This is a genomic window from Wolbachia endosymbiont (group A) of Anoplius nigerrimus, from assembly GCF_947251795.1.
Classification (GTDB): Bacteria; Pseudomonadota; Alphaproteobacteria; order Rickettsiales; family Anaplasmataceae; genus Wolbachia.
In genome coordinates this window covers 232,923-258,179 of sequence record NZ_OX366385.1, presented here as the reverse complement: position 1 = coordinate 258,179, position 25,257 = coordinate 232,923, and the positions used below count along the sequence as shown (strand labels likewise).

23 protein-coding genes and 3 pseudogenes are annotated in these 25,257 nt (G+C 34.2%); 11 read left to right on the top strand and 15 right to left on the bottom strand.

Annotation, left to right across the window (positions count from 1 at the left end; genetic code table 11):
- Positions 1 to 11: 11 nt before the first annotated feature.
- Positions 12 to 905 (bottom strand): tRNA (adenosine(37)-N6)-dimethylallyltransferase MiaA, encoded by an 894-nt coding sequence (gene miaA / locus OPR26_RS01430; protein ID WP_265016027.1) that lies wholly within the window; start codon positions 903 to 905, stop codon positions 12 to 14.
- 75 nt (positions 906 to 980) lie between these two features.
- Here miaA and OPR26_RS01425 point away from each other — a divergent pair, with 75 nt between their 5' ends.
- The 7 genes and pseudogenes from OPR26_RS01425 (at position 981) to OPR26_RS01395 (ending at position 5,563) form a co-directional block, all read left to right on the top strand.
- A complete protein-coding gene (locus OPR26_RS01425; protein WP_265016026.1) occupies positions 981 to 1,451 on the top strand; it encodes a hypothetical protein in 471 nt (156 codons plus the stop codon).
- 118 nt (positions 1,452 to 1,569) lie between these two features.
- Complete coding sequence (locus OPR26_RS01420; RefSeq protein ID WP_265016025.1) at positions 1,570 to 2,157, top strand: L-threonylcarbamoyladenylate synthase; 588 nt, start codon at positions 1,570 to 1,572, stop codon at positions 2,155 to 2,157.
- 17 nt (positions 2,158 to 2,174) lie between these two features.
- Positions 2,175 to 2,990, top strand: coding sequence for an AAA family ATPase (locus tag OPR26_RS01415; protein WP_265016024.1), 816 nt, complete (start codon positions 2,175 to 2,177; stop codon positions 2,988 to 2,990).
- A gap of 73 nt (positions 2,991 to 3,063) precedes the next feature.
- A pseudogene (locus OPR26_RS01410) lies at positions 3,064 to 3,342 on the top strand (hypothetical protein); the annotation flags it as partial.
- A gap of 200 nt (positions 3,343 to 3,542) precedes the next feature.
- A complete protein-coding gene (locus tag OPR26_RS01405; RefSeq protein ID WP_264702259.1) occupies positions 3,543 to 4,295 on the top strand; it encodes an IS5 family transposase in 753 nt (250 codons plus the stop codon).
- A 16-nt stretch (positions 4,296 to 4,311) separates the two neighbouring features.
- Positions 4,312 to 4,833: pseudogene (locus tag OPR26_RS01400) on the top strand (hypothetical protein); the annotation flags it as partial.
- 58 nt (positions 4,834 to 4,891) lie between these two features.
- Positions 4,892 to 5,563, top strand: a complete 672-nt coding sequence (locus tag OPR26_RS01395) for a VirB8/TrbF family protein (RefSeq protein WP_265016021.1) — start codon at positions 4,892 to 4,894, stop codon at positions 5,561 to 5,563.
- 4 nt (positions 5,564 to 5,567) lie between these two features.
- On the opposite strand, the gene OPR26_RS01390 is transcribed toward OPR26_RS01395, so the two are convergent.
- The 4 genes from OPR26_RS01390 to OPR26_RS01375 form a co-directional block, all read right to left on the bottom strand.
- Complete coding sequence (locus tag OPR26_RS01390; RefSeq protein ID WP_406827526.1) at positions 5,568 to 7,043, bottom strand: proton-conducting transporter transmembrane domain-containing protein; 1,476 nt, start codon at positions 7,041 to 7,043, stop codon at positions 5,568 to 5,570.
- Positions 7,044 to 7,167: 124 nt separating this feature from the next.
- Positions 7,168 to 7,524 carry a holo-[acyl-carrier-protein] synthase gene (locus OPR26_RS01385; RefSeq protein WP_265016020.1) on the bottom strand — a complete coding sequence of 119 codons (357 nt, stop codon included), beginning with the start codon at positions 7,522 to 7,524 and terminating at the stop codon, positions 7,168 to 7,170.
- The gene (gene proS / locus OPR26_RS01380) at positions 7,521 to 8,789 is read right to left on the bottom strand and encodes a proline--tRNA ligase (RefSeq protein ID WP_265016019.1); all 1,269 of its coding nucleotides are present in this window, start codon (positions 8,787 to 8,789) and stop codon (positions 7,521 to 7,523) included. Before proS ends, OPR26_RS01385 begins: the two co-directional genes overlap by 4 nt.
- Positions 8,790 to 8,886: 97 nt before the next feature.
- Positions 8,887 to 9,333, bottom strand: coding sequence for a hypothetical protein (locus OPR26_RS01375; RefSeq protein WP_265016018.1), 447 nt, complete (start codon positions 9,331 to 9,333; stop codon positions 8,887 to 8,889).
- 586 nt (positions 9,334 to 9,919) lie between these two features.
- Between OPR26_RS01375 and OPR26_RS07450 the strand changes: the two are divergent.
- From OPR26_RS07450 to OPR26_RS01355, 3 genes and pseudogenes are all read left to right on the top strand, one after another.
- Positions 9,920 to 10,862: pseudogene (locus tag OPR26_RS07450) on the top strand (IS5 family transposase).
- 928 nt (positions 10,863 to 11,790) lie between these two features.
- The gene (recR, locus tag OPR26_RS01360) at positions 11,791 to 12,390 is read left to right on the top strand and encodes a recombination mediator RecR (protein ID WP_253302922.1); all 600 of its coding nucleotides are present in this window, start codon (positions 11,791 to 11,793) and stop codon (positions 12,388 to 12,390) included.
- Between the two features lie 3 nt (positions 12,391 to 12,393).
- Positions 12,394 to 13,623 carry a KAP family P-loop NTPase fold protein gene (locus tag OPR26_RS01355; RefSeq protein ID WP_265016015.1) on the top strand — a complete coding sequence of 410 codons (1,230 nt, stop codon included), beginning with the start codon at positions 12,394 to 12,396 and terminating at the stop codon, positions 13,621 to 13,623.
- Positions 13,624 to 13,828: 205 nt separating this feature from the next.
- On the opposite strand, the gene OPR26_RS01350 is transcribed toward OPR26_RS01355, so the two are convergent.
- The 5 genes from OPR26_RS01350 to OPR26_RS01330 all read right to left on the bottom strand — a co-directional run bounded on the left by OPR26_RS01350 (position 13,829) and on the right by OPR26_RS01330 (position 17,158).
- Complete coding sequence (locus tag OPR26_RS01350; protein WP_264702259.1) at positions 13,829 to 14,581, bottom strand: IS5 family transposase; 753 nt, start codon at positions 14,579 to 14,581, stop codon at positions 13,829 to 13,831.
- Positions 14,582 to 14,607: 26 nt separating this feature from the next.
- Complete coding sequence (locus OPR26_RS01345; protein WP_265016014.1) at positions 14,608 to 14,958, bottom strand: hypothetical protein; 351 nt, start codon at positions 14,956 to 14,958, stop codon at positions 14,608 to 14,610.
- Positions 14,959 to 14,982: 24 nt separating this feature from the next.
- Positions 14,983 to 15,369: a transposase gene (locus OPR26_RS01340; RefSeq protein ID WP_265016251.1), complete on the bottom strand. Its 387-nt coding sequence runs from the start codon at positions 15,367 to 15,369 to the stop codon at positions 14,983 to 14,985.
- A gap of 20 nt (positions 15,370 to 15,389) precedes the next feature.
- Positions 15,390 to 15,755: a transposase gene (locus OPR26_RS01335; RefSeq protein WP_264731180.1), complete on the bottom strand. Its 366-nt coding sequence runs from the start codon at positions 15,753 to 15,755 to the stop codon at positions 15,390 to 15,392.
- Positions 15,756 to 15,874: 119 nt separating this feature from the next.
- The gene (locus tag OPR26_RS01330; protein ID WP_265016013.1) at positions 15,875 to 17,158 is read right to left on the bottom strand and encodes a pyruvate dehydrogenase complex dihydrolipoamide acetyltransferase; all 1,284 of its coding nucleotides are present in this window, start codon (positions 17,156 to 17,158) and stop codon (positions 15,875 to 15,877) included.
- A 70-nt stretch (positions 17,159 to 17,228) separates the two neighbouring features.
- On the opposite strand from OPR26_RS01330, the gene OPR26_RS01325 reads away from it, so the two are divergent.
- Positions 17,229 to 17,720, top strand: coding sequence for an SH3 domain-containing protein (locus OPR26_RS01325; protein ID WP_265031601.1), 492 nt, complete (start codon positions 17,229 to 17,231; stop codon positions 17,718 to 17,720).
- Here the strand turns inward: OPR26_RS01325 and OPR26_RS01320 are convergent.
- From OPR26_RS01320 to OPR26_RS01300, 5 genes are all read right to left on the bottom strand, one after another.
- Positions 17,717 to 18,202 (bottom strand): WBM0748 family T4SS-associated protein, encoded by a 486-nt coding sequence (locus OPR26_RS01320; protein WP_265016012.1) that lies wholly within the window; start codon positions 18,200 to 18,202, stop codon positions 17,717 to 17,719. The genes OPR26_RS01325 and OPR26_RS01320 overlap by 4 nt on opposite strands.
- A gap of 121 nt (positions 18,203 to 18,323) precedes the next feature.
- Complete coding sequence (locus OPR26_RS01315) at positions 18,324 to 21,179, bottom strand: hypothetical protein (RefSeq protein WP_265016011.1); 2,856 nt, start codon at positions 21,177 to 21,179, stop codon at positions 18,324 to 18,326.
- Complete coding sequence (locus OPR26_RS01310; RefSeq protein WP_265016010.1) at positions 21,139 to 23,493, bottom strand: VirB4 family type IV secretion/conjugal transfer ATPase; 2,355 nt, start codon at positions 23,491 to 23,493, stop codon at positions 21,139 to 21,141. The genes OPR26_RS01315 and OPR26_RS01310 overlap by 41 nt, the downstream gene beginning before the upstream one ends.
- Positions 23,494 to 23,536: 43 nt before the next feature.
- Positions 23,537 to 23,908 (bottom strand): hypothetical protein, encoded by a 372-nt coding sequence (locus OPR26_RS01305; RefSeq protein ID WP_265016257.1) that lies wholly within the window; start codon positions 23,906 to 23,908, stop codon positions 23,537 to 23,539.
- A 101-nt stretch (positions 23,909 to 24,009) separates the two neighbouring features.
- Positions 24,010 to 25,182, bottom strand: a complete 1,173-nt coding sequence (locus tag OPR26_RS01300; protein WP_265016009.1) for a hypothetical protein — start codon at positions 25,180 to 25,182, stop codon at positions 24,010 to 24,012.
- Positions 25,183 to 25,257: the final 75 nt, after the last annotated feature.

Below are 25,257 nucleotides of genomic sequence, written 5' to 3'. Positions count from 1 at the left end.
CTTGATAATGATTAAGATATCTCAATCTCTGTAAGCTTATTTGCACAATCAATTACTTTAGAACTCGGAAATTGATTTTTAAACCAAGTATACTGACGTTTCGCGTAGTGTCTTGTATTGGTTTGAGCAATCTGTATCGCTTCGTCTAAAGTAATCTCACCTTTCAAGTACTTTATAATTTCTGGCACTCCGTGTGCTTTCATAGCTGGCAAATGTGGGGCTAGGTTCATGTTAAGTAGCTTTTTTACTTCATCAATTGCTCCATTTTCAATCATTTTGATAAAACGAGAATTTATTTTTTGGTATACATCCTCACGTTTAGGCAAAATTGTATATATCTTAAAATTATTGAATAAAGGAGGCTGTCGATTTTTCTGCCATACGAAAATCGACTTGCCAGTTTCAGTGATAACTTCAAGTGCCCTTGAAAGGCGGTGCGAGTCATTCATGAATACTTTACCTTGAATCCTTGGATCTTTGCTTAGCACTAATTTGTAAAACTCCTCTTTACTTAAATTTTTCCTTAATTCGCTTACATTTTTCCTTACTTTCTGACTTATTTGTGGCATTGATGATAAGCCTTTGATTAAACTGCTGATGTAAAGCCCGCTTCCTCCAGTGATGATAGGTATTTGAGCATTTTCTAATGCGTGATTAACTTCTTTTTCTAAATCCTCTAACCATAGACCCACGGAATAATTTTCTTTTGCTGAAACATAACCATATAATTTATAAAATTCTTCTTGCTTTAGTGGTTGAGCAGTAATTATGGGAATTTCTTTGTATACCTGCTTTGAATCACAATTTATTATACTAATATTTCCATATTTTTCTATCAGGTTATCGCATAATTCTGATTTACCTGAAGCTGTAATTCCTGTAATAATTACTATATTATTTTTCATTTATATTAATTTAATTAACATATGATAAGGTGTAGTAAAAATTTGGATTCTACAATCTAAAGTTTGGAGATTTTTATGGCAGAAAACAACGACAATAATTCATTTATTAAGCGTTTCACAAACAGGACTCCTGGCGGTACAGGGGAAGGTTTTTCCAGTAAGTATTCGTCTCAAAACACCAAAGAACGGGCATTAGGGGAAAAAGGAAAAATTTCTGAATTAGCAAACAAAAAAACCGAATCCAAGAAAGCTTTTTCTGAAAGTGGCGGCATAAAAAGTAAAAGCAGAACTGTCAATGAAAGATCTTTTGCTGATGCAACAAAAAGAAGTAGGTCAGATTTTATATATTTAGTCCGTGGTAAAGATCGTGGAAAATCAGCGTGGCATTATGTATTAGTTGATAAAGAGAAAAGAGAAATGTTTCTAGCAAAAAGCAGAACTGGCTCTATAGATGTTGCAGACTATGGAGAGATTTTGTATTCAGGATGGGGAGAGGATCCACCACAGGCAATAGTTGATAAAGTCAATGAAGAGTTTGGGTTGTAGCAAGTCTGCATAACAAATTGTAAGCTGCGTTGCATTACGTTCACAAAAACTAGTAGTTACTATATAAAATACAATGCAACAAAATTGATCTGGTTGTTATGAATAAGTTTTGAGCTATATGGTATCTAAAATAATAAATGCAATACAGAACAACTTGTTAGTGTGTTTTCCAACAGAAACAGTGTATGCTCTTGCCTGTAATGCACTAGATAATGAATCTATAGGAAAAATATATCAGATAAAGAAACGTTCTCAAAATAAACCACTGTCTATATTTGTTAGTGATATTTACAATTTGACAAAAATAGCAAAGGTAAAGGAAAGATATGTTGATTTAATAAACCACTTTTCTCCTGGATCAATTACCTATATTTTACCACTTAAAAACAACAATATATTGCCAAACGAATTCTTTAAAGATAGTATAGGCATCAGAATCCCTGAGCATCCTATTGCAATTTCAATATTAAATAAACTAAAAGTTCCAATAGTGGCAACTAGTATAAATATTTCAGGAGAAAAAAGTGTATGTAAGGCAGACGATATACCACAATCCATTAAGCAACATTTATCTGTAGTGATTGAAGATGACGAATTAGTTTCTGGTATAGAATCTACTATTATTGACTTAACCGAAGATAAGATTAAGGTTTTAAGGGAAGGTGCAATTTTATTACAAACAGTAAACAATGCATTTTCAAACTAAGATCTATAGGAGAAAAAATGAAAAGAGTAATAGGTCACAACCAGGCCAAAAAAAAATTAATGAACAACTTATCTGTTCAGTCTTGGCTGATCTGTGGTAAAAAAGGTATAGGAAAAGCAACACTTGCAAAATCCTTCTCCAATTGGTTACTCATAAAAAACTATAATGAAGTAGCATTGGACTTACACATTGTTGAAGGTGATACTATCGGAATAGAAAAAGTCAGAGAAATGAAAAACTTTCTACACTTAAGTCCCATTCAATCAGAACACAAAATAGCTATAATAGATAGCTTAGAGGCAATGACTAATAACGCTAAAAACGCAATATTGAAAATATTAGAAGAGCCGCCAAAAAATTCTAAGATATTTATAATTAGCCATAAGCCATATGATATACAAACCACTATCTTGTGTAGGTGCTTTCAGCTAAATTTACTCCCATTAACTTATGATGAAACAAAGCAAGTTGCTTCATCTCAATGTAAGTTTGATGATCAAACGTTTGATGAAATGATTACTTTATTTCCTGGAATGCCAGGAATGATAATAAATGCAATAAGTAGTGATGCTTATGAAGCATACAAATGCTTTTATAAATTTCTTCATGATTTAAAGAATCCCAATATGATTAATAAAGTAATTAATAGCGAAATCGAACTAGCATCATATATAATTCAGGCTTTCATTTTAGAAAGCATAAAGAGAGAGGTAAATGATGTTGAAATTCTGCTAAGTCAGTGGAAAAAAATAGATGAACTTTTTGTTGTTGCTAAGCAACTCCACTTAGATAAAAAGCATGTTTTAGCTAATGTAGTTAATATCATGACATAAGTTTACGAAATATAATACTTTTAACATAAATTCATGATAAAATCCTGTTAATTTAATACTTGAAGTATATAATTTGACTGATAATAAATTAACTGTATGGCAATCAATAGAAGTTTTGACAAAAGCCATACTGAACATGCAAAAAGAATTAAGTTCAATCAAGAATATAGCTTTAGACCAGGACGTCACCTTAGAAAAAGGAAAGGAGTTGTTAAGTGGCATTTATGAAGCAAATTTTAAGCTAAACAAGGCAATCAATATAGCTACTTTGCCAAAAATTGGCTATCATATGCTAAATGGTGAGCTTGTTGTACGTAATCATATCACGGAAGAGGAAGTAAAGATTCCTAGGCTCTGTGGACAAAAAATATGAAAAGAGAGAAAAAGATGGTAGTTTAGCCTAATAGGTAAAAAATGGAGAAACTACCATATGCAATATTACATCAAAGAGGAAAATTGGAAACAAATTTTAGGCTCTGTGGACAAAAAATATGAAAAGAGAGAAAAAGATGGTAGTTTAGCCTAATAGGTAAAAAATGGAGAAACTACCATATGCAATATTACATCAAAGAGGAAAATTGGAAACAAATTTTAGAGTTCATAAAAAGCGTAAAAGGAATGCACAGCAAAGATGAAAAACGTTTAAGAATATTCATAGAGGCAGTGTGGTACATAGTGCGAAGTGGTTGCCAATGGAGACTTTTACCAAAAACTTATGGTAATTACAGGAGTATACATAAGCGATTTAAAAGATGGTGTGAAAGAGATGTCTGGAAAAAATTGCTTGAATATACTAAACAAGAGCCTGATTTAGAAGTTGCTATAATCGACGGTACGATCATCCGAGCCCATCCATGTTCATCTGGATATACAAAAAACTCCAAGGATCAAGAAGCTTTAGGGAGGAGCAAAGGTGGCTTTACAACTAAAATACATGCGCTTGTCGATGCACTTGGAAATCCACTTAAATTTACTCTGACTCCTGGTCAAAGAAATGAAATTACGCAGGCACAAGTGTTGACCGAAAGTATCTATAACTCTACTGTAGTAGCTGACAAGGGCTACGATAGCAATGCCTTTGTTACAAGTCTTGAAGACAAGGGATGTACAGTAGTTATTCCGCCAAAACGGAATCGAAAAGTGCAAAGGTATTACGATGAGCATATCTACAAAGAACGTCATTTGATTGAGTGTTTTTTTGGTAAAATTAAAAATTTTAGGCGCATTTTTTCCAGATTTGATAAAACTGCTGAGGTTTTTATGGGTTTTCTCAATTTTGTTGGAGCTCTTGTATGGCTTCTCTAAAATTTTGTCCACAGAGCCTAGAGATTTTCATTACCTTAAAGTCGTAAAATCCGATCATGATGATTATAAATTAACGTTTTGTAATTTTTTAGGTAATGAGTTTTTTGAATATAAAAAGTATGATCCACAATATTCTGGCGTTTCAGATGAATATAAGTTTGTGGATTTTGGTAGTGTAAAAAAGACTCATAATCTAAAATTTAAGGAATACGTTGGTCATGCACCTAAGTTTTTTGCTGCGGAAGGGCCTATTGAGCCTGAATCTCAAAACCATGTAATTGATCTATTTAGGCTAGTCAAAAGTGGTAAAGGTAGCAAAGTGGGAGCCCTCGCTGATGAATTTGGTTATTTTGATGATCAAAATAAATTACATTATTATAATTATCACAAAAGCGCTGAAAGTAATATTTACAATCCTGAAAATTTCAGTGTAAAAATGATCAATGTAGATGTGAGCAAAATCGATAAATTCTACCTTATTGCGGAACAAGGTGATATAATCATTCATCCTATTTTGGAAAATTTAGACATATTTTAAAGTTTTTTAGAATATCTAATCTTATTGTTATTATAATTGGGTTTGGTAGCATTGTGTTATGGAAGATAAATTGCTTGAATCAGTAAAAAACAAAAGTTATTTCAGTAAAGCAGTCGAATGGTACTGCCATAGGTATCTGTTTTGTGTAGCAGAAAGATCTTGGATGGCATTAATAGTATCGCTTCTCCTAGTATGCTTATGTTTATTAATATTAAACATATACCTGTTATTTCCTGTTAAAAAAGATTTAAATTTTGTGAAGTATATGAACCACACAGAAGATGAGTTCTCTGCGATGCATAAGCTTAGTTTCAGTAAAAAGGAAGATGAATACACTTCCACAGCGAGGTACTTAATAAGTAAATACATTGAAATATACGAGTCCATTAAGATCATTGAACCGAAGTACCAAGAAAATTTTATAAGAAACAATTCTATACATAAAATCTATCAAGGCTTTCAGGAAAAAACGAATAGTGAAGCTGGTAATTCGCCTTCATCTAAAAGAAAAATTGCCAACATAAATGTAATAACATTATCTATTGACCGATCAACAAAGGACTTAGTTACATTTGCTGGAAATGCTACTGTAGTTTTTACAACTGAGCAAAGCAAGAAGGTGAAAGATCATACTGTGGAGATTAGCTTCACTTTGTCGAGTATAAAAGCAACTCTGGCTGGTATAATACCATTTAAATTTATTGTTAATGGTTATAAATACAGATTTTAAAATATTACTCGGTAGCTAAAAAAATAACTAGAGTGCATGTAGCGGTAATAACTGGAGGTAAAACTAGAAGAATTGGCGTTTTTTTAATAAAGTAATTCTGAGAAGGTTTTAAGAAAAAGGCATTGTAAATTATCGGTAAAAAGTACAGAGCGTTAAGTATAGTACTAACAATTAACACTAGAGTTACAAACACAGAAAGTATTACATTGCCAGAGTTGAAAACAGCTTGAAAAATGAGAAATTTACCCCAAAAAGTCGGAGCAGGTGGCACCCCTATCATAGACAATGCACCTATAGCAAATGCCGTCATGCTAATTGGCATACTGCGTCCTATACCGTGAATTCTATCTATATATTTCTCACCTGTTTTCGTTATTATTGCTCCGGCAATGAAAAACAAAGTGATTTTTGCAAATGCGTGGCAAACTAATTGAAAAATTGCAACTCTCATGCTGAGCTCACTAAAAATTGAAGCAAATAATATAATATACGACAATTGAGAGATGGTAGAATAAGCAAGCAATTTCTTTAATTCTTTTTGCTTTAATGCAATCAATGATGCAGTAATAATAGTAAATCCAGCAGCATACGGAAGCCACCCTCCAGCAAACCAATTTTGCTGCACAAAACGTTGCATGTTATCGACGCCGAAAGTGTATAATATAACTTTTATGATGATGAAAACTCCGGATTTCACAACAGCAACAGCATGTAATAGTGCACTCACAGGAGTTGGTGCAACCATTGCTTTTGGTAACCAAAAATGCATTGGCATTAATGCAGCTTTTCCTATTCCATAAATCAGCATAGCAAAACACACTGCAATGAAAGTGATGAGTGAAGTATCAAATTTGAATATTCCACCGCTTACAAAGTCTAAAGTATGAAATTCATTATATAAAAGGCCTATTGCAGGAAAAAACAATACCAAAGAAGAGAAAAATAGCACGCCAAAGTAATAGCGTCCTGCAATCATTGATTCATTTGTTGAGTTGTAAGTAACCAGAGGGTATGTACTAATAGTTAGAAGCTCATAAAAAACAAATGTAGTGAGCAAATCTCCAGAAAAAGCAATAAACATTGCACAGCTAATCGATATTGAAAAAAAGCATAGAAAACTTGAGTGATTGCTATCAGCATAGTTATTCTGCATATAACATATTGCATATATACTGGTTAGTATCCATAAAAACGATATTAATAAACTGAATATTACTCCGGTAGACTCTAGCTTTAAACTAATGTGCAAATTATTACCAAAATCCATGAGAATAAATTGAGAATGATCATCATACACCCAATATAAAGTGCATAGACACGTATACGTAAACAGAAGTACAGAAGAAGTGACAGTAACGCTACTGCTTACTTTTGGCCATTTACCAGTAAAGATAACAAAAGCACTTAAAAGTGGAATCAACGCAGTAATTAATAAATAATTCTCAGTAATAAAAAATGGTAAGGAAAGATACATTAACATTAAATTTTCTGTTTAGGTAAAGCTGGAATTATACTCAAATCATAGAAAAACTGCTATGTTTTTTTAGTTGTTGCATATGCTACGGGTAGCATAAAGTCAACTGCATAAATTGAAACAATATCTGCTAGACGCAAATTATAACAAATGCAGTAGCGTAATCTCCATCGTCACTCAGAGAAAGATGAATTTTGGAGAGAAAATCCTTTCTGACAGCAATATATGGTTTTCCTCTCACATCACTGTATATTTCTATATCTTTCATTATAATACCCTGACCACTACCTCGTGCTTTAACAAAAGCCTCCTTTGCTGCAAAGCGTTTAGCAAAATACCTTGCTCGCATTTCTTGACTATTATACTTTCTACTTAGCTCTATTTCTTTTTTAGTGTAGATTCTATTGAGAAATTTTTCCCCGTATTTTTGTAATATCCTCGATACTCTTGGTATATATACTATGTCAGTGCCGATACCGTGTATCATTTTGTGCTAAAGTGATTTATTGCTTCTTCAATCTGCATTTCCTTTACCTCTCCAGTTGCTCTATTTTTTACTTCAACTATCTTTTCATCTATTGCCTTTTTTCCGACAATTATTTGCCACGGCAAGCCTATCAGATCCATTCTAGCAAATTTTACTCCTACACTTCCTTCCGTGTCATCGTAAAGCACTTCATCGCTCTTCAAAGCTTTGTATATTTTATCTGCAGCCTCCGTTACTTTCGGTTGTAAATTGATTAAACCAATTCTGAAAGGAGCCACCGGTTCTGGCCAGATAATTCCTTTATCATCATGAAAAGCTTCTATTATTGCACCGACAAGCCTTGAAACCCCAATGCCATACGAACCCATATGTATATTGACATTTTTTCCATCTTGAGAAGTAACACTTGCCTTCATAGGCTTTGAGTATTTGTCGCCAAAATAAAAAATATGCCCTATTTCAATACCTTTACTAACATTTAACTGCTCTTGCGGCACAAGGCAAGTTTTAGGGTCGTGCATATCATCTGCAACTGCATATATATTCTTCAAACTTTCAACATCTTCACTCTCTAGTAGTTCAGAAAATTTATTGTCATAATATAAAGTGCTCTCACCAGTGTTTGCCAATATATGAAACTCGTGGCTCAAATTTCCTCCAATTGGCCCAGTGTCCGCTCTCACTCCAATTGGAGTAAGGCCCATGCGTTTGAAGATCTTGATATAAGTTTTGTACATCAAATTATATGAATTCTGTGCACTTTCGTAATCCACATCAAAACCATACGCATCCTTCATCAAAAATTCCCTACCCCTCATAACACCATAACGTGGTCTTATCTCATCACGGAATTTCCACTGAATATGATACAAACAAAGTGGCAAATCTTTATAACTTTTTACCACATCTCTAATTAAATCAGTTGCCACCTCCTCGTGCGTTGGCCCGAAAAGCATGTCTTCCTCATGCCTATCCCTTATACACAACATTTCCTTACCGTAATCATCGTAACGCCCTGATTCTCGCCAAAGATTTGCTGGTTGCACACAAGGCATTAACACTTCAATTGCACCAGATTTATCCATTTCATCTCTGATGATGTCTTCAATATTTTTAAGCACGCGCAGACCAAGTGGTAACCAGGAATAAATGCCAGATGCTACCTGTTTTACTAAACCTGCACGCAAAGAATATTGATGGGAAATAATCTTAGCATGGGCAGGCTTTTCCTTTAGAGTTGGCAGGTAATACTTGGATAAACGCATTTAATAAATCTGATTGTACTAAGTAATCTTAATACAATCAGACTTGTAGGTAAACTTATTTTGAAAAGGAAGGGAAATACCACACACTTCTCTTCTTTTACCACCAATTTCCAAACATCTTAGCCTTTTCCTTAATAGAAAGAGCAGATGGATCTTGCATCTTACTATTCACTTTCTCCTGCTTCTCCCTTCTCTCTGCCTGTTCCTTTTTTTCTTTTTGCCCATCTCCTTTATTGCTTGACTTCTTTGCTGCCTGTTCCTTTAACCTCTCGTCACGCTCTTCCTTGCTTATGAGCTTCATACCTTGTTCTATTTCCTTAAGAAAAGCATCACGTTTTGGCAAAGAAGTTCCATTTGAATTTGGAGCAGGCGGTGGAGGAGGAGGTGGTGGTACACTATCACATGTTTGCGGAGACTGTGAAGGGGAAGTAGGCACACTTGATTTATGCTGTGAACTAGTACCACTATCAACTTCTGTCTGTGATTCTTGCTTAGCAGGCTTTTCTCCAGCGGCCAGTCTAATAAGATATATTGCTGAAGCCAATGCAACAATCGCAGAAACAGTAAAATTGCTAAGGGAACTACTTCAATTGCACCAGAACCAGAAACTGCTGCAATAACATAAGGAAGATGTATATAAATTGCAACGGCAGATACACATAATGATAAAGCAGCAATCGAAATTTTAAGGTTAGATGTAGACATTTTTTACCTCATTAACCAATAGAATATTAATAATAACTAGATTATCGACAGTGTCAATAATTAATTATGAAAAATAAAGTTACAAATTGAATAATATACGACCAGCAATAATAGACTTCTTGCATAACCTAAGTAGAAAAAAGGTATAGCTATACCGTCACGGTATCTCTAGATCCCGCTAACAAGTAGCGGGATGACGGTTCTTCAAATTGTCAAGGTGTCATCCCAGTGCCCTGACTACTTGGATCCAGGAAAAAGGATGATGTCATGAAAGTAGCCTCCTTCTCCTGTCATCCCAGTGCCTCCCTCCCCTGTCATCCCAGTGCGTGACACTGGGATGGCTTTGTTGCATAGCAACCGAAAAAATCTGGCAGTTACTGACAAAATTCATTATAAAATAGCCATTCAACTGTTGAAGAAAAAATATGCCACAAAAAATGAGAGTCAGTAACCAAAACGAATATAACAAATTTCTAGAAAAAAGAGGAAATATTTTTCGTTATATCAACGAAGCCATAGAAAATTGGTATGAAATTGGGCCAAAAATGCAGGGTGGCAACAATATTTACAGCAATAAAGTGGTGATTTTGATACATATAATAACCCATCTATTCAGAATAGGTTTGAGGCAAACAGTTGGATTTATAGCAGGATACCTTGAGCAAATTGGGAAAAATTTGCAAGTTATCAGCTATTCTCAGGCTTCAAGAAGGTTTAAGAAACTTAATATTAAGATAAATGATTGCAGAATTGATAAAGATAATATGGAAGATATCGAAATTGCTATAGATAGCACAAGCATCAGCATTTATAACAACACTCCTGGCCACAGCAAGGAAAATAGCGAAAATAGAAAGTATCGCAGCTATGAACAAGTAAAGAAACTACACGTAATGTTGAATATAAACAGCAAAAAAAGCCATAGCTGCAAAATACAGCAGCGGAGTTTATTCAGATCACTATGGAGCTTGCGATTTGTTAGAAGAAGTTCATGCTGTAAAGGTATTATATGCGGATAGAGCATATGACAGGCATAAGCTTTACGAATTATGTAACAAGTTTGGTATAAAGACAAAAGTTCTTCCGAAAAACAACGCAACAGAGCACCAAAAATTGGATTACATGGATGATAGAAATGCTGCTGTTAGACTAATAAAGTCATATGATTGCATAAAAAAGTGGAAAGAAGAAGTAAATTATGGAAAGAGAGCTCACATTGAAGGGTTTTTCTCAAGATTAAAGCAAATATTTGGATTCAGCTTTAGGAATAAGTCCGAAGTAAATCGTGGAAAAGAACTACTCATTAAGTGCTATTTGCTTAATCAATTTACTGACATTGGTATGGCTAAATTCGAAATGGCTACATGAATTTATCGTAAATTACTACCGCATAAGGTGCGATGCAACAAAGCCCACTGGGATCCAGAAAACTTAACTTTAAATAAGTGGTTGCATAATAAAGGCTAGATCCCAGTGTCACGCACTGGGATGACATGGTGAGACATCATCCAAGTAGCTGACACTGGTTCCTTTATGACGGCGGTGCCCTCTTCTTGTCATCCCAGCACCTTCTTCTGTCATCCCAGTGCTTGACACTGGGATCTCATTTCACTCTATAATAGTATCATCCCAGTTCATGTTGCTATAAATATTAAGAAATTTACCAAATAAAAAAAAGGCAAAAGAAGCCCTGGTCATTGTCTATTTTCAGTATTTGGCGTTTTTTAAGTCTTAAACACTGCAATTTAGCTGCTTTTAAATGCAACTCACCTTAGTTTGAATGTTTAAGAAATTTACTAAGCAGAAAAAAAGGCAAAGAAAACCTAGGGTAGCTAGTATTCAAATTCTCCCTTGTTCTATTTGACGTCTTTTGATGTCTTAAACGCTTTATAAGCGCGTTTCGGCTTGTATAGGTAGAAACCCAGAAGTTTTATAAAGACATGAGGTGCACATAGTGCAAAAAATTAAGCATGATTTACGCCAAATACAAAGTTCCCTTTGTCGTTTTAATCTGCAGATTGCGAAGATAAATAAATAGCTTCAGTACCATGATAAGGGGGCTGGCGGAGTTTGTCAAGGAAGTTTTTTTGTTTCTATTCCCAATAAAAGTTTGTTATATGGTTATGCAGGAAGTCTATTATAATCAGGCTTTAAGTATGCGAAAGTAATTTTTTGCATTAGAGTAAAAAATTTTTTCTATAGCTAATCAAAGTGGGATCAAGAGAAACTTACCACTTTCTTTACAAAGGGTTTGATGTTACCATTTGATGAACTATTCTGAATTTATTGAATGAACATTAACATAAAAAATCTAGTTCATGCTTTCTCTAAATTGCCAAGTTTAGGTCCATCATCATCACGCAGGTTAGTTATACATTTACTCCAAAACAAAGAAAAAGTTATGCTACCACTTGCATCTTTGATTAAAGAGCTAGCAGATCTTATAATAGAGTGTGAAGTTTGCGGAAATCTAGATACTAAATCACCTTGTTCTATTTGTACTAACCCAAAACGTGACGCTAAGTTACTGTGTGTAGTAGAAGAATTAGGTGATCTATGGGCGTTTGAAAAAGGAAGTATATATTTAGGTTTATACCACGTTTTGGGTGGTAGATTGTCTGCGATAAATGGCATAGGTCCAAAAGAACTTAACCTTGATACTATTCTGGAAAGAGTGACAAAATCTAAAGTTGAAGAGATAATTATTGCAATTAATCCGACATTGGAGGGCCAAGTTACTGCACAATATATAATTGAGTTGCTAAAAAATTTGGATGTGAAAATATCACGTCTTGCTTGTGGCATACCAATGGGCGGAGAAATTGACTATCTAGATGAAGGAACACTAAAAGCAGCCCTCACTTCAAGACAAGAATATGAGTTAAATATAAAATAAGACATGTGCTTAAAAAAACTTGTATCGCTAGTAACATTCAAAAAGAAAGGAATAGCGCCACCACTTAAAGTGGTGGCTTGGAAAAATGACCGCCTAAACTATAAGCAATTTTCAGGTAAATTCAACACTATAATTAAAACAATTGATCAGTCTTTTACAATAATATCTTTAGAAGGATATGACGGATGGGGTAAGACATTTTTTCTGAAAGAGTGGGTAAAAGAGTTAAAACAGCAAAATGAAATCGCAGCTTATTATAACGCATGGGATATCAATGCACTGGATCAACCGCTTCCTTCTTTTTTAAATTTTCTATTTGAAGATTTATTTGCATCGTATGAAGTAAAAAGAAGCGTTATACAACAGTTCAAGAACATAAACAAAGAACTGTTTTCTCTAAACACAATAGGAAAGCTGATCAGTAAATCTCCACTTGCTATGCTTTCAGTATTTCTTGATGCTGCAAAAGAGGCTGATAAAAAAGACATAGGTTTTGTCTTGAGTGAATTAAGTCTTCTCCAAAGAAGAAAAGAGAGTACTAGAGATTTCAAAATACAGTTAGCGGATGTGGTTAATAAAATCAGAAAAGACAAAAACATTTATATAATGGTAGATAATCTTGATGTGTGCCGTCCTAAATTCGTTGTCGATTTTTTGGAATCTATAAAGTATATGCTTGATGTGGAGGGGCTGGTTTTCATTATTTCTGTAAGTAAAGATAAGAGTAATGTACAAAGAGCAATCAGCACAATACTTGGACCAAATTTTGACCTAAAATCTTTTACTGATCTCTCTTTACATTTGCCAAAACAACCGATAAAAAAATTTACAAAAGAACTATTTGAAAATATTAAATTACCGAAAAAGTCAAAAAATTTGATTGTAGATAGTTTTATATTTTATGCAGAAAGCCTGTCACTATCGTTAAAAACAATAGAATACTGCGTAAAAAAAATAAAGCTGTGTCTTCTGAATTATATAAAGGAAGAATTACCTGATCCGAATTTGTTTTCATTTTTGGTAATACTGCAATCGATAAATATTGATATATATGAGGAATTAGATTCATCGTATCAAAAAGCGCTGGAGAAGATTAAGAGTGAGTATAAGTCTCTAATCTTGGCTCAAACAAATGGTCAAGAAGAATGGAAAAAACTTAAAACCTCTCTAGAAACTGCTTTTGCAGAGAGGGAGTCAAAAATTAACAAAGCTATAAAGGATATACTATTTTGAAAAGATACCCTACCTTCACATATACAAAGATAGGGTAACATTTGATTAACGCCCTTTTACTATGTCATTACCTTGTTCAAACTTTCTGATTAATTCGCTTACATTGACATTAGATAATTTTTTACCTGCAGATTTGTCATTATGTGAAGCATCAGGTTTACGAAGGTCTTCCTTACTGTTACTCCTAGGCTCTGTGGACAAAATTTTAGAGAAGCCATACAAGAGCTCCAACAAAATTGAGAAAACCCATAAAAACCTCAGCAGTTTTATCAAATCTGGAAAAAATGCGCCTAAAATTTTTAATTTTACCAAAAAAACACTCAATCAAATGACGTTCTTTGTAGATATGCTCATCGTAATACCTTTGCACTTTTCGATTCCGTTTTGGCGGAATAACTACTGTACATCCCTTGTCTTCAAGACTTGTAACAAAGGCATTGCTATCGTAGCCCTTGTCAGCTACTACAGTAGAGTTATAGATACTTTCGGTCAACACTTGTGCCTGCGTAATTTCATTTCTTTGACCAGGAGTCAGAGTAAATTTAAGTGGATTTCCAAGTGCATCGACAAGCGCATGTATTTTAGTTGTAAAGCCACCTTTGCTCCTCCCTAAAGCTTCTTGATCCTTGGAGTTTTTTGTATATCCAGATGAACATGGATGGGCTCGGATGATCGTACCGTCGATTATAGCAACTTCTAAATCAGGCTCTTGTTTAGTATATTCAAGCAATTTTTTCCAGACATCTCTTTCACACCATCTTTTAAATCGCTTATGTATACTCCTGTAATTACCATAAGTTTTTGGTAAAAGTCTCCATTGGCAACCACTTCGCACTATGTACCACACTGCCTCTATGAATATTCTTAAACGTTTTTCATCTTTGCTGTGCATTCCTTTTACGCTTTTTATGAACTCTAAAATTTGTTTCCAATTTTCCTCTTTGATGTAATATTGCATATGGTAGTTTCTCCATTTTTTACCTATTAGGCTAAACTACCATCTTTTTCTCTCTTTTCATATTTTTTGTCCACAGAGCCTAGGTTTTCTCTTTCTTTCTCTCTTGCATTTAATTTATTAGTGCTTTCATGAATGTCAATATTATGATTTTTCATCAAATTTTGCATTCTTGGACCAAATGTTCTCTCAAGATTATCAGAGGTGTTTTTAGCTGGTTGTTTTGGTGTTCCATTCTGCTCAAAAATTGCTCGCCTTCCAGCAAATTTAGCTTGGGAAGATTTCGGAGGAACAGGTGGGGCAACCATGTCTTTTGAGTTAATCTTTCCTTCATTTTTAGGAAAAATTTTTGGATTATTTTTTTCTACTGTAGTATTCATTTTTTTACCTCTAAGAGCATGTCTTCAAACTGAAGAATGAGCTAATTTGTGAAGCATAATAGTGATCATATTAAAGAAGATATAGTTTTTTGAGGTGAGAGGAGAATGCTCGTAATCTTTACTCATGCGCCTAAAATTGGAAAGCCAGGCAAAAGTTCTTTCAACAATCCAACGTTTGGGAATAACTTGAAATCCTGTATCAACTATTTTCTTGGCAATCGTTAATAAACATCCCGTTTCCAATAAGCATCTGTTTTGTAATTTACCTATGTACCCTTGATCAGCAAAAAACTTACGTAAAGTTGGAACTTTGCATTTAGCTTGGGCAAAAAGATTTAGAGCACTATCACGATCTTGAATACTTGCACTCTGTACTTCAGCAGCAATTACAAGACCCACAGTATCTACAATAATATGGCGTTTTCTGCCCTTTATTTTTTTGCCAGCATCATATCCTCTGGATCCCCTTTTTGAGTAGTTTTCACTGACTGGCTATCAATTATACCTACTGATGGAGTCTTATTTTTACCAATCATCTCTCTTACTTTTTTAACTAGAAAATCATGAATTTCTTGCCATATTCCACTTTTTTTCAAGCGCGAATTACAACTATATACGGTTTTCCATGGTGGAAAATCTTTAGGCAGTTGTCTCCATTGACATCCTGTTCTCATCATATAGCGGATTGCATTAATAATTGTTCTAATACTATGTTTTCTTGGTCTGCCGGTCTTTTTAGGTTCAAAATATGGCTCTATTGTCTTCCATTCTTTGTCACTTATATCGCTTGGGTACATCTTAAAATGTACCTTATACCATACTTCTTAACTTCTTTCTACTCAGTTTGAAGACATGCTCTAAGCCTATTAACTAGTAGAATTATAAACTTAGAGGTATTAATTTTGTAATAACGATGCTAATAGGTTACCGCAGTTTCAATAAACATCACCAGAGGATTCTCTATATAATGCTTAAAGGCATTTAAAAACTTTGCTCCGAGTGCCCCATCAACTGCTCTATGGTCAACAGAAAGTGTCACTGTCATTATTTCTGCTATTTCTATTTTCTCATTCATAACAATTGGTTGTTTTTTAGATGCACCAACTGCCATAATGCAAGATTGCGGCGGATTGATTATAGCACTGAAGGCTTTTATACCAAACATTCCTAAATTGGAAATAGTAAACCCACCTCCTTGAAATTCTTCTGGCCTTAATTTTCCAGATCTTGCTCTGCTTACTAAATCTTTCACTTCTTTTGATATAGATAAAATACCCTTTTTATCAGCATTTTTTACTATAGGAGTAATTAGCCCATCTTCAAGTGCCACAGCGATTGAAATGTCTACATTCGAGTATTTAAGTATTTTATTATCTATCCACGAAGAATTTATATCAGGAAATTTTTTCATGCTGAAAGCTGCAGCTTTTATGATTAGATCATTAATTGTTACTTTATTGTTTTCATCTGCTGAGTTAATCTCGTTTTTTAACGATATTAACTTATCAACCTGGCAGTCTACAGTTAAATAAAAATGTGGAACATTCTGTTTTGATTCAGTTAGGCGCTGTGCTATCACTTGGCGCATGTTGCTTACTTCAACTATGGTATCTTTCTCAGGACTTTCAGTGTGTATACCACTGCCTAAAGACTCCAGTACATCAGCCTTAATTATGCGACCATATGGTCCTGTACCTTTTAATTGCTGCACATTAACCCCTTCATTTTGAGCTATTTTCTTAGCTAATGGGCTTATTTTTGTTCTACCTTCTGTTCCTTCCTCTTTTCTAGATCCCAGTGTCAAGCACTGGGATGACATTGAAGAGTTGGATGACATTGGAGAATTGATTGAGGAATTGGATGGCACTAAGGAATTGGTTTCAACTTCTTTCTTAGCTTCAATATTGGTAGCAGAAGCTGAAACATAGTTATCGAGTGCACTTTCATCTTCTCCATCTTCCAGCATTAAAGCTATTGGTTGATTTACAGGCACGCCACTTGTTCCTTCTGTTACTAAAATTTTTGCTAAAACTCCTTCATCTATAGATTCAAACTCCATTATGGCTTTATCAGTCTCTATCTCAGCAATTACGTCGCCTACTTCAACTTTGTCTTGTTCTTTTTTATGCCACTTTACAATTTTTCCTCCAGTTTTGCTCATTGTCGGTGAAAGAGCAGGCATTAATATTTCTATAGGCATTGATTTTGCATTTAAAGATCTATTCAATTTTTAATTTACTCTTTATCTTATGTCAACCTAATCGTGAATTATGATGAATAAGTCTGTTACACTATCCCTCACGTCATCCCAGTGCTTGACACTGGGATCTTGGTTCAGTACTATTATCCTATTGTTTTTATTATTTAGCCATAGCTTGTTTGCTAATAACTTTGTTTCAACCAAATCAAATAAGATCAACATGAGAACGGGGCCAGGGTTTCACTATCCTGTAAAATGGATATACACTTGCAAAAATCTGCCCCTGAAAGTGATAGAAGAGTTTGAGAGTTGGAAAAAGGTCTGTGATATACATGAAGACTGTGGATGGATAAAAGGCAATCTTCTTAGTGATAAGCGCTACGCGATTGTAAAAGAAGATACTTATGGATATCAAAAACAGAGTGTAGACAGCAAGATTACTATGAAAATAGACAAGTTTGTTGTAATAGAAATAAAAAAATGCAGTGAAAAATGGTGTTTGCTGTCCTCATCGAAACGCAAAGCATGGGTACAGAAAGAATCTATATGGGGAGTTGATTAAGTTGGAAAAGGATCTGGATTAACACTAGTTTCTAAACCTTCTGTAGCAGACTCTTCAGATGAAGCAGAGGGTTCTTGAGGCTCTGGAGACTGTACAGGGCTATCACAGAAACTTTTTAACATCTCCTCAGCAGATAAATCTAAAATTTGTACAATAGACTTTCCACTTTGTTCTCTTAGCGATTGATCCATTCTAGAAATCAACTTAAGAAACTCACTACCTGATTTTTCAGCTTCACTTTTTATTTTACTTTCTATGCTTGCAATATTACCTTGATCAATTTCTTCTTTTGTTATGTTGAATGAATTTGCAACATCTTGATATCCAATCTTGCAATCACCACCGCCAGTTATACAAAGAGCAATAGAGTCAGATATTTCGCTTGCAGCCCACTTATGTATAGCGTAAGCCAAATAATTGTCATGGTACTTAACGCTAAATTGTTGTTCTATTAACTCAGAAATTTTATTCTTTAGAGACATAAAGTACCCTCCTTACATTCGTTATACCTTTTTATTAAGATACAGCAATTACACCATTTACTACACACTTTACTTTAATTAATTATTAAAACAAGAGCATCATTTCCAGAGTTATATCTTTTTACCTTAACAATTCTTTTTTGACTTCCTCTTCAATTATCTCCCTTCTATTCACATTAAGGTCCCCTATCCAAAAATCAGTCATAGTTTCAAAATCATATTGATCCTCTATTATTTTTTTAATAACAGCATTTATTTCTTCTTCGTCAAATTCCTTTATAATAGGTCTAATCTTCACATACCCTGGAGAGCCTTTACCATAAATTCCTTTCTGCATATATCTTGGAGAGTTTTCATCATGAACTTCTTTGTTTTTATCAATGCAACCACCTGCACCAGGTTTATTGCTTCTAAGATTACTTTCACAATTTACTGTTGTATACTTGACTTGACCATCTTCTATATATGTTATTTTATTATCTTCAGTAGACTTCAATGCACTTGCTGGTATGACTGTTTTTTCTAACTCTAAACTCGGTTCATGAATTATTGTGTCCCGATAACTTGTACGTTCAGGACCATATGTTCTATGCATACCTCCACCTGCAACGGTGATTAATTCCTTGCAACTCTGTCCATCTAAACGACACATTTCTATAAAAATAGGTCCCCCGTCCTTATCTGAGGAGTTATTTTCCTGGTTACCCCCTCCCTCTGTAACTTTCACCTTAATTACAGGATAATTAGGGTCAATTTTCAGTTTAGCTTTAATATAATCGCCTGGCATCCCTACTCTGCTTTCAGTAGAATGGCAGTTTTGATTGTTACAGCCACTACCTTGTATATGACCTGCTTCACCACTTCCCCACGCTTCTATTTCAACACGATCAAATTTTATTGATAAGTCATCTGTATAAACATCTTTATTTTCATGATCATAGGATTTTTCATTATTTTTTTCAAGATCTGGTTTCTTATTTTTCAGCTGTTCCTTGATTATCTCTTTTAATTTTTCTTTTAATTTCTTTTTGAGACCTTCTAAATCGAACCTACACAATTTATCAGCGTAAAAGACCTCTGTTCTGTTTGCTTTAATTGGTGCTTCTTGTTGCGTGACAACGCCATTTGCATCTTGTGAAATCTTTGTATAAAAAGATTGAGTGTTTTCTTTATCTACATATCGTGTTGAACGGCTGCATGTTCCATTAAAGCAGATGCAACCATCATCACCTTGATTACATTTTTCTCTATGCTCTACATCCGTCAATTTGTATACTACTTTCAGCCCTTTACTAGATTTTAATTTCTCGTCTATTTTGCTATCTTTCTCCACACAATAACTGCATTTTCCCTTCTTCTGCTCATTTTCATTAGGGAAGAAAACATACCCTTGCTTATTAAATATTATTTTATCCAACAGACCTTGATTTTTGTTTAAGGGATCTTCTGTTTTATTCTCTGTACTTGGAAGATAATAGAACTGATTTGATTCCTTGGAGTAAACAGCATTGTATTTAATATATTTTGTTCTCATTAATTTTAGTGGTATTATTTTATTTTCTCTTTCAAGAACAAACTCCTCTGGTTCTGGCTGCCATCCAGAAAGACAAAGCATTTTACTGTTAGAATTTTCTTTATACTTTACTTCTACTTCTGGTTGTCCTAAGTTGTTCAATTTGCACTTATCCCCCTGAAACTCTTTACATTCCGTTTCAATATCAGGAACATAGCCATATTCTTTCAGCACTTTAAATTGTTGCGGATTACTTTCTAATATACCTTCTATAATATTATCAATATAACTTTTTGTGTTATTACTATCAGTCGTTTTTGCTACTATTGCTGGTTTTACTATTTTTAAAGATAGAGGGCCAATATTTACAGGATGGTTGTGGTCGGTATTAACATTAAAAGTACAGAAACCATTGCTGTAGATTCCATGTGCTCTATAAATACAAGTGCTCTCGCTCATCTTCATTTCTATTTCTAATGTATTTGCATCCACTATCCTTAATATTTTAGGCTCTGGAGCAGGTGGTGCAGGAAAACAGCGGACGAACTGCAGATTTTTTTCATCTATACCTCGAGTTCCATGGTATTCAGCGCAGAGCTTATCTTTTTCTCTATAGGTCTTGAAGTCATACGTGGTGCCATATTTGTCTTTAATAGGGTGCTCCTTAGCTTTATCTTTTCCATACTCTCTGGGAAAATCTAATTCTTTTCCAATCTTTTCGCCTTCTTTCACTAGATCACCAACCATTACCTTAACCTTAGGATCAAAGTAATCATTGTCTTTATCTGCTATAGGAACAATTCTAACTTGTGGAGGTGACATTGCAAGTTGCTCGCAAAATGGAGGGGGGCTAGGTGCAAGTGGCACGGGAGCACATTTTACTGCCGTTTGGTAGCAGGTATCACAGACTTTTTCCATCTCCCCAGGACGAAAAATATTCTCACCCGAAAATACTCTAGAACCCCATGAAGAAATTCCTGACATACAAGCCCCTTTTTGACTGCAAGCACATATTTTAGGAGAGTTAGCGAATCTTCTTTTTTCCTCATCAGTAACACCGTCTGCCCATTCCCATTTAAGACCCCGAGCAATTTCTCCTCCAGCTTTTGTTTTATCCCCTTCCCAATCAATAAAAGCTGCAGCAGAAACTCCAGCTCCTGTACCTTGCGTTCCATATATCTGGCGGCAGGATTCCCCACTTTGTAAGTCATAACAATAACTGTGTCCATCATAAGCACATACTCTAATTTTGGGATTAAAGTAACCATCAACTCCTTGATTTTTTATTGCTTGCACTTTAATTTCCTTTACCCAATCTCCACCAACTATTGCTTCCCACCAAGTATTGCTCTCTACAAAAGACGGACAATCAGCATATCCTTGATATGAAAGACCAAATATCAAAAAAAATATCAATAAGAAATTAAGCCTTACACTTTTCATAGAACACCGGTAACCACTCATTAACTTCTTCTCCTTTTTCCTTTATTGCCTCGTACATATACTTTATCGTCTCTTTGTTAGCTGAAAGTACATGTATTTCTTGCATATTCTTTAAATCTAAATTTAAAGTTACTAATCCTTTATACTGTTTTATCAAAAATAAACCTTCCTGCGTTGGTGTTTGCAGAATTATATTCAGCTCCTCTTTTGATAAAGAAAATGCTTTCATGTATAATCTATTTGCATTGACGTTTGGCATCAAGATTCTTGTATCAACATGTTTATCTAAATATTGAGTAAATTTGCTAGCAAATGCGAGATTTAAATTTTCAGTACTTAGGATTACTACAACATTTAGTTCCGTCATTCTTTGCATCCAGTTATCAAACTCTTTCTCTGTAGGAAAAATATTACTTATCTCCCATGCTTCATCCAAAACAAGTATTGCAGGCGAGCCATCACATTTTGCCTCAAAAGAATATAAAAAATAGTAAAGTATCACGGACATACATTCTTTTCGTTTTGTGAGGTTTGCGGTGTTGAGAGATATAATTTTTGTTTCCCAGTCAATATCTGATTCATTACCATCTTGAAATAAGTAAGCAAAGTCACCATCGTCACACCATCTACTTATCTTACCCCCAAGGAGCAAGAGCACCTCAGAAATTTGCGAAATAGAACGTGACTCCTTGGGTATAGCAAATATAGAATCCACAATTTTTCTTATCTTTTCTTCTACGTCCACCAAGCTCGTATCAGCTACCATTCTTTTGATCAGTTCAACCAACATATTGCGATTGGAAGCACTATCTTCAATGTTTAGTGGATTAAATTTTAGGCTTTTGTCTTTATACTTTGGATCGATTATATAATATTTACCACTCACTGCTTTAGTAAAAATTATCGATTTTCCAGTGTTATCCAATATGACAATTCTTGGGTTAAACTTTCTTGATTCTGATAATAGGAAATTAATGAGTGAAGTTCTGCCTGAATTTGGAGCTCCAAGTATCGTAGTATGGCCATTATTTCTTTTTCCATGGAAATTAAAGAAGTAAGGATTTCCTTCTTTTGAGAAAAAAACTGTTACCGCTTCTTTCCACCTTCTTCCTTTTAATGTACCTGACGTAAAATCATGCAGCATAGCAAAACTGCAAGCATATTTTGCTAATATATTTTTCGGTTGTGTAATGAAAGTAAAATTGCCTGGAAGTTGTGCCCAAAAATGACTTTCCATATGCAGATCAGCTCTAAACATCATGAAGCCAACTAATGACATTATAGAAGATAAATCACTAATATTTTTGGCTAACTTATTCCTATCGTCTGCAAATATTGTAAAAATAATTTTCTGTTGGCAGAAGTCTATACTAGAGGTCTTTTCAAGCTCTATTACTTCTGCAATTCCTGAGCTTTTAAGTAAGGTATTATCCTCGCTAATTTGCAGCATGTTAATTTGTTTGTTAAATTCTTTTATTGCCTTACTATTACTAGTAAATATCATTATTTCTGTAATGATAAATTCAGATTCAAGCTGCAAGCACCTATCTATATTGCCTAAAGAGATTTCCCGGTATTCCTTTATGCTGAAAATAGAGCCAAATTTCTGTTGACTTTCAAATATTGTTTGAAATGTGTTAAAACCAAAAGCTATTTTAAAATTTCTAATATATTGCGACAGGTCCCCTTCATGTATTGGATAATCTTTGTGCGTTAATGTAACAATATAGTGGAGAAATTCTATCATTTCAGAATATATTTTACCTTCACTAAACCTTAGACCCAGTTTTTTAGCTCCAAAAGGTCCTAAATCACTGTGAATTAAGTCAGTTACCTTTTGCAATTCCTGGTGGCTTTCTTGTAAAGACAGCTTGTGCTTATTCTTTATTCTATTAAAAAAAAATGAATTATTAGTATGCTTGCCAAAATCGCTAAACAATATTACAATATATAGTTCATTTATATACTGTAATTTACTATCAGTTAGTTTATCAAACCGCGCTGAATGTAGCTTATCAGAGAAGTCTTCAGTTTTATTCCATTTTAAGCTCAATTTATTGCGCTTTCGGACAGTATGAATCCAAACGGTAAAATATAGGCTATTAATATTTTTTGATATACTTTTTCTAATTTCAGTTCTAAGGTCGCTGTAGTTATCAACAGAAGAATAATCTTCTAACTTGATTATTTTTAACAATTCTCCCTGTTTTGTTAGTATAGTTTCTTCATCGTAATGACAAGCATAAGGAATAAAACCTAAATCAATGCTCTCTAGTAATGCTAAGTTGTTCTTTTTTTCAAACTTAGAGTTAATTGCTGGTACTTTTAGCTGCATATGCGTATTCAATAAAGATAATTAAAAAGATAAAAATACTATCTTAATTTTTATCTTTTTTTTCGCTATCGGATTGTAATTTTATATCTTTTGCAAAATTAAATTTCTCTTTTAAGTAGTCTGTTGCCTTTTCTGTACTACCAAACATCATGATCAGTACACCAAACATTATCATAAAAAAGATTAGACCCCTGAACACTACTGCAAGTATCACCGCAGCTATACACAACCCTATGATTGTTGAAGGACTCATATTTTCTGCAGTATCTTTAATTGAAAATGAAGAAATAAAATCTTTTACCGTTTCTTGTACATCCTTTAATTCATCACTCACCGAAGCTTCGCTAGAATATGATGCAAAAATGAAACTTAATAAGGCTATAAAAACCAAAACTTTATTCAATTGAGTGCGCATCAACTAAATACCTTTTAAACATTCCTCAAATATAACAACTTTTATATCAATAGGCAAGAACTGAATTCACTTATCCACTACAAGTAACACATATTTAATTTTTACAGACGTGAACATGTTGTAAGCTCTTTATCATCAACAAGAGGACTCACATTAATGGATGTTAATTTACTTGATAGGAAGTTTGAATGCAATTCAGCTACTGCTGCTATAGCAAACACTGCAGCCATAGCAAGTAGTCCTGCTCCTACCAGTCCTGATGTCATTGCTCCTGCAACAATGCACCCTATTGTGGAGAGAGCACAACCTGCTACAAGTGCAACGTGAAGATTTCTGTTATTGGGTTGTTTAAGTGGAATATCTTCACCTTTTTTCTCATTCACAGGAAGTTTCTGCACAGTTGTAATGGTATTTTTTTTGTCCTTTTTTTCTTCAGATTTCACTGGATCCTTTGTGTGGTCATCATCTGTCATCCCAGTGCGTGACACTGGGATCTTTGATTCTTCTCCTCTGGCTTCAGTTACCCGCTGTAATGACACCTGGGATAACTCCTCCTTAACTTGATCTGGATTTGCTTGACCATCTGAGTTTACACTTTCTTGCACCTGTGGCTCTTCTGGTGCAGCTTGCTCTGGTTGCATTTGATTCCCAGTATCTTCTTTTTGTGGATCGTTATTTTCTCCAGCAGAGCTTAATATTGAGCTCATACTGCTCCTTCTACTACTTATTGGTGATTCTAAACTTTCTTCACTCGGTTTGCGTGAACTTACTCCACTATCTGAGCTACTAGCACATACTTCTTCTTTAGTTGGACTTTCTACATTATTTTCTGTCATCCCAGTGCTTGACACTGGGATCTCTTTTTTTATGGAATTAATAGGTTGTTCTTCTATTTTTGAATCTTTATTGCTGCTCCTTTTAATAATCCCTGAAATTATTTCTAATATTTTCCCTCTTCTTGTTGGTGATCTTTGTAATTGTTCTCTTTCATTGTTAGATACTGAAAGCTCGACCTCTAATTTCATTACTTCTGTTTCCAACACTGGAAGAAATTTTTTGGTGTAATAATTATAAGATTCTTCTTGCTCTTTCAGTGATTTTTCTAATCGAATTAATACCTTAGGATCAGCCCCTTGCTTGAACAACTCTATGCATTTTTTGATAGTTCCATCTCCATTTTTTTTTGGGCTTTTATGATTATGTGTTTTTTTTGTTACCTTTTTGTATATAGTGTCGTGCAATTGTTGGTTAATATCTTTTTTAGAACTTAGCATAGACTCCTCCATACATAACAAAATGTATAGATACCTCTTTAGCGTTAATTTTACATTAAAACTGGGCAATTATGC